The organism is Xanthomonas sp. SHU 166 (assembly GCF_000364685.1).
GTDB classification, from domain to species: Bacteria; Pseudomonadota; Gammaproteobacteria; order Xanthomonadales; family Xanthomonadaceae; genus Xanthomonas_A; species Xanthomonas_A sontii.
This window is the reverse complement of record NZ_AQOJ01000274.1, coordinates 1-4,593: the sequence shown is the minus strand read 5'-3', so window position 1 is coordinate 4,593 and position 4,593 is coordinate 1. Positions and strand designations below refer to the sequence as shown.

Here is a 4,593-nt window from a genome sequence, read left to right as displayed (position 1 = left end):
GAAGGCGATGCCGTCGATCACGCCGATGATGTCGCCGATGCGCCGCGACGAGGACGCGATGCCCTCCATCGTGCTCACCACCTGGCCGACCACATTGCCGCCCTGCACGGCGACCGCGGCAGCGCCGGCGGCCAGGCGGTTGGCCTGCTGCGCGTACTCGGCGTTCTGCTTGACCGTGGAGGTCAGTTCTTCCATCGACGCGGCGGTTTCTTCCAGGCTTGCCGCCTGCTGCTCGGTGCGCCGCGACAGGTCGTCGTTGCCGGCGGCGATCTCGGCGGCGGCCGCATCGATCGCGGCCGACGAGTGCTGGATGCGGCCGACGATCTCGGTCAGACGCGCGACGGTGGCATTGGCGTCGTCGCGCATCCGCGCGAACACGCCTTCGAACTCGCCGTGCATGCGCCCGGTCAGGTCGCCGCTGGCCACCGCCTGCAGCAGCGAGGAAAGCGCGTTGAGGTTGCGGTCGGCCGTGCTCATCAGCTGATTGAGGTCGACCAGGATCTGCCGGAAGTCGAAGTCGAAGGCGGCCTCGTCGCTGCGCGCGGTGAAGTCGCCGGCGGCCGCCGCCGCGGCCATCCGCTTGATTTCGCCATTGATCCGCAGCAGGTTGCGGCGCACGTCGTTGAGCGACTGGGTGATGACCGCGCGTTCGCCCGGCAATGCTTCCAGTTCCTGCGACAGGTCGCCGCGCGCGTAGCGCTTGATCAGCTCGACCACGCGCAGGGTCACCGCGATGTGCCCCTCGACCAGCGCGTTGCCGGCCTGGACCATGCTGCCGAACTCGCCGGGGAACTCGCTGGCGACGATGCGGTGGCTGGTGACGCCGGCCTCGTGCTGCGCGCCCATCTCGGTCTGTGCCTGGATCACGCGGCGGAGCTGGCGCTGCATGCTGTCCATGGCCTGCAGCAACTGGCCGACCTCATCGCCGCTGTCGATGGCGATGGGGTTGTCCAGCTTGCCCTGCGACACCGCATGCGCGGTGCGGATGGCACGCCGCAACGGACGGGTGATGGCGCGCGCGACGATCCAGCCGAAGGCGATGCAGGCCAGCGCGCCGAGCACGCCGACGATCAGGCCGCCGACGCTGGCGGCGATCGAACTGTCCACGGCGTTCTGCACGGTGGCGCGGAACCGTGCGTCGGCGCTGTGGTGCATCGCGTTGAGATGGGTGCGGTAGCGCTCCAGCGACGGTGCCATCGCCTCCATCTGCGCCGCATCCGGTTCGCGCTGCTGCGCGAAGGCCGTGGCCACCGCCGCCGCATGCGCGTAGTACTCGTCGAACTCCTTGCCCAGCCGCGCCAGTTCCTGGGCATTGCCCGGGTCGGTCTGCTGCAGCTTCTGGTAGGACGCGTGGATCTGCGACGCGATCGGCGCGGTCGCCTTGAGCATGTCCATGTCGCCGGCCGCCGCCGCGCCGTTCAGTCCATTGATGATCTTGTCCAGCGCGGCGACGTTGCGCGTCATGGTGTCCAGCACCGGGAAGTGCACGTCGCGGATCGCCTCCAGATGCCCGTTGTTGCGCTGGAACACCACGGTGCTGAAGCCGATGTAGCCCAGCAGGCACAGGATCGACACCGCCGCCGGCAGCAGGATCTTCCAGAACAACGGCAGGGAAAGCAGACGTCTCATCATGGAGGCTCTCCGGAGGCAATTAGGGCTTGAAGACGACCTTGACGCTCGCATCCTGCGTGCCGGCATCGATGTAGCCGATCGCGCCGGGCGAGGCGGCGACCGCCTTCTTGACCGCATCGTCGCCGGCCACGTGCTTGGGACGCTGCGCCTTGCCGGTGAACATCAGCTGCGACCAGTACGACTTCAGCTGCGCGGCATCGCGGCCGGTGACCTTCTTGTAGAACTCCTCGCGCGCCTTGGCGCCCTCGTCCTGGTCGATCGGCGTGGCCTGCGCGCCGCCCGGCAGGCTGTTGGACTTGGCCAGGAAGATCTGCGACACCTGGTCCTTGCTCAGGCTGTCCACCGGGCTCTTGGACGACATCACCACCACCACCTCGGCCTGCGCGGCGGTGCAGAACAGCAGGGCCAGCGCCACAGCGCCGGCAATCTTGTAAGCATTCATGGTGTCGTCCTCAGAACACGAAATCGAAGGAGGCCGACAGCAGGTTGTAGCTGCCGCCAGGACGGAAACCCGGCTGGATGTTGCCGAGGCTGCCGTACGAGCCGGCGTTGTTGACGATGTGGCTGGCCTGGAACTTGAAGGCCACGTTCTCGTACACGTCCCAGCGCAGCGAGGCGGTGTAGCTGTGGCGGCCGTTCTCGGCGAGCGCGACGGCGCGGGTCATCAGCCCCAGCGGATCGGCGCCCGGCGCGATCACCGGTGCCTTCTTGTCGACGTTGGCGTAGGTCAGCGACGGGGTCAGCGCGCCGAAGCGCGCACCGGCGCTCACGTAGCCGGAGGTGGTCTTGCCGTTGAGCGAAGGCGAGTAGTCGGCGCGGATGACTTCGGCGCGCGCGAACCACGGACCCGGATCGTAGCTGTAGCCGGCGCTGGCGAAGCTGCCGGCGACGCCGACGGTGTCCAGGCGTTCGGCCAGAGCCGGGTTGATCCGGCGATACAGACCGAACAGGCGGTCCAGATCGTCGGTGCGGTAGTCGGCATTGCCCTTGATGTAGGCCACGCGGTAGGTGGAAGCGCCTTGGTCCAGCACCAGCGACAGGCCGCGCATCGCGTGCACTTCGGCCTTCTTGGAATCGATTCGGCCGTAGAAGCCCTGCACGCTGAGCACGCTCTGGCCGACATTGCGCGTGTACACGCCTTCCACGCCGTCCATCGCCATCAGGTAGTTGTAGACCTCGTAGGGCGGACGCACCCACGGCGTGGCGTAGCCGACGCGCTGGTACTCGGACAGCATGTACAGCGGCGCGGTGATCCGGCCGACACGCACCGCGAAGTCCGGCGCGAACTGGTACTTGACGTGGGCCAGGGTGACCTTCGGCGCATACGAGGCGCGCTCGGCGTACTCGCTGGTGACCTGCAGCACGCCGCTGAACTTGTCGGTAAAGGTGGCGTTGACCTGCCCGGCGATGCGCGAGTCCGGACGCGGCGATGTCCGCTGGCTGGCGCCGGCGCCTTCGGTGGTCTGCAGGTCCGGCGTGAAGTCGGCACGGTCCTCGGTGGAGTGCACCAGGCCCAGGGTGCCGAAGCCGCTGAAGGACAGCTCGGGGCCGTCCTGGGCCTGGACATTGCCGGCAGAGGCGAGTGCCAGCGCACCGCTCAACAGTAAAACCTTGAATTTCATTGAATTTCCCCAGTTACATGGCGGGTTGGCGATGGCCGACGATCCGACCGCACCCATCCCCGTAGATACGGCCCGTGACGGCAGTGAGCCGATAACGGCGTTCGCGCCGCGTTCTTGAGCGCTGTCATGGTTTTTACGACGAACGGTTCGCAGAACCCGTGCCGCGGTGTCTCCCGGCGGCCGGCCAGCGGTGGCAGCCGCCACCCTGCCGTTGGACAGATGTCGGCCGTCGCGGCGGCCCGCTAGACTCGCCGCCATGACCCGCCAAGGACCTGCACCCATGACCCAGTGGTACTTCCTGACCGGCAGCGAACAGACCCGCTCCGGCCCGTTCGACGATGCCGATGCAGTCGCCTTCGCCCGCAACAACCCCACGGCACTGGCCTGGAGCCAGGGCCAGAACGGCTGGTTGCCGGTGGCGCAGATCGCGGCCCTGCAGGGTGGCGCGACGTTCCTGCCGCCGGGCCTGCCGCCGCCGCCGGCCGCAGGCGGCCGCGCCGACGAGATCGACTTCCGCATCGTCGGCCACGAAATGCAGTTCGTGGAGATCGAGCTGGACCCCGGCGAGAGCGCGGTGGCCGAGGCCGGCGCCCTGATGTTCAAGGACGCGGCGGTGCAGATGGACACCGTGTTCGGCGACGGTTCCGGCGGCAACCAGGGCGGGCTGATGGGCAAGCTGCTGTCGGCCGGCAAGCGCCTGGTCACCGGCGAGAGCCTGTTCACCACGGTGTTCACCCATCAGGGCCAGGGCAAGGCCAAGGTCGCCTTCGCCGCGCCCTATCCCGGCACCGTGCTGGCGATGAAGCTGGACCAGCACGGCGGCCGCCTGATCTGCCAGAAGGACAGCTTCCTGGCCGGCGCACGCGGCGTGTCGCTGGGGATCCATTTCCAGCGCAAGATCATGACCGGCCTGTTCGGCGGCGAAGGTTTCATCATGCAGAAGCTGGAGGGCGACGGCTGGGTGTTCGTGCATGCCGGCGGCTGCGTGGTCGAGCGCGAGCTGGCCGCCGGCGAGCGGCTGGACGTGGACACCGGCTGCGTGGTCGCCTTCCACGCCTCGGTGGACATGGACGTGCGCCCGGTCAGCGGCATCAAGAGCATGTTCTTCGGCGGCGAAGGCATGTTCCTGGCCACCCTCACCGGACCCGGCAAGGTCTGGCTGCAGTCGCTGCCGTTCTCGCGCCTGGCCGGACGCATGTTCGCCGCCGCGCCGCAGGGCGGCGGGCAGAACCGCGGCGAAGGCTCGGTGCTGGGCGGCTTCGGCCGCATCCTCGACGGCGACAACAACTTCTAAAGCCGCGCATCAGCCCCTCTCCCCCCGGGAGAGGGGTTGGGGTGA

General features: G+C 68.4%; 4 protein-coding genes. 1 reads left to right on the top strand and 3 read right to left on the bottom strand.

The window, feature by feature from the left end; genetic code table 11:
• The 3 genes from D180_RS08680 to D180_RS08670 form a co-directional block, all read right to left on the bottom strand.
• Positions 1-1,632 (bottom strand): HAMP domain-containing protein (locus tag D180_RS08680; protein ID WP_081616446.1); only part of this gene is annotated, 1,632 nt, incomplete at its 3' end.
• Between the two features lie 19 nt (positions 1,633-1,651).
• Positions 1,652-2,074, bottom strand: coding sequence for a hypothetical protein (locus D180_RS08675; RefSeq protein WP_017912484.1), 423 nt, complete (start codon positions 2,072-2,074; stop codon positions 1,652-1,654).
• A 10-nt stretch (positions 2,075-2,084) separates the two neighbouring features.
• Positions 2,085-3,254 carry a hypothetical protein gene (locus tag D180_RS08670; protein ID WP_017908406.1) on the bottom strand — a complete coding sequence of 390 codons (1,170 nt, stop codon included), beginning with the start codon at positions 3,252-3,254 and terminating at the stop codon, positions 2,085-2,087.
• 280 nt (positions 3,255-3,534) lie between these two features.
• Between D180_RS08670 and D180_RS08665 the strand changes: the two genes are divergently transcribed.
• Positions 3,535-4,548 carry a TIGR00266 family protein gene (locus D180_RS08665; protein WP_017912483.1) on the top strand — a complete coding sequence of 338 codons (1,014 nt, stop codon included), beginning with the start codon at positions 3,535-3,537 and terminating at the stop codon, positions 4,546-4,548.
• The last annotated feature ends 45 nt before the right edge of the window (positions 4,549-4,593 follow it).